This is a genomic window from Paenibacillus sp. 1-18 (assembly GCF_000520755.1).
GTDB lineage: Bacteria > Bacillota > Bacilli > Paenibacillales > Paenibacillaceae > Paenibacillus > Paenibacillus brasilensis.
This window is the reverse complement of the sequence record NZ_ASSB01000162.1, coordinates 1-452: the sequence shown is the minus strand read 5'-3', so window position 1 is coordinate 452 and position 452 is coordinate 1. Positions and strand designations below refer to the sequence as shown.

Annotated in this window: 1 protein-coding gene; it reads left to right on the top strand. The window is 33.8% G+C overall.

Annotated features, from left to right (window positions below; all coding sequences use genetic code 11):
* Positions 1-184: 184 nt before the first annotated feature.
* Complete coding sequence (locus L693_RS0110295) at positions 185-406, top strand: hypothetical protein (RefSeq protein ID WP_025717186.1); 222 nt, start codon at positions 185-187, stop codon at positions 404-406.
* The last annotated feature ends 46 nt before the right edge of the window (positions 407-452 follow it).

Below are 452 nucleotides of genomic sequence, written 5' to 3'. Positions count from 1 at the left end.
CCATTTTTGTTGTCCAACTAAGTGTAGCCGATCCAAAAAAAGGTAACATTAAATTAGGTGGTCAATAGGTGAGAGGGCTGTTGATACACATCTCCAAAAGTTGATGTGTATAACCTTTTGGATTATAATAATCGTGTTTATATTTTTTGGGATTGATTACAAAATATTATAAAGGGGGATGACAATGAATAGGGCAGCCACAGGAACAATATTTTGTTTTATATCTGCTATATTATATTCTTCTTATTTTCTTTGTTCAGCAATTATAGGAGCCGGAACGTTAAATCCTGATTATAATGTAACGTTTGATTCTTTAAAGGTTTTTGCCGTAATAGCTTTGATTATTGGAGTAGCTTACTTACTTGTAAGTGAATATGAGTATTTTAAAAAAAAGAAGAAGGACTAGGCCTTCTTCTCAGATTGTCGAGAAACCCCGTCTTTTGAGACGCGGG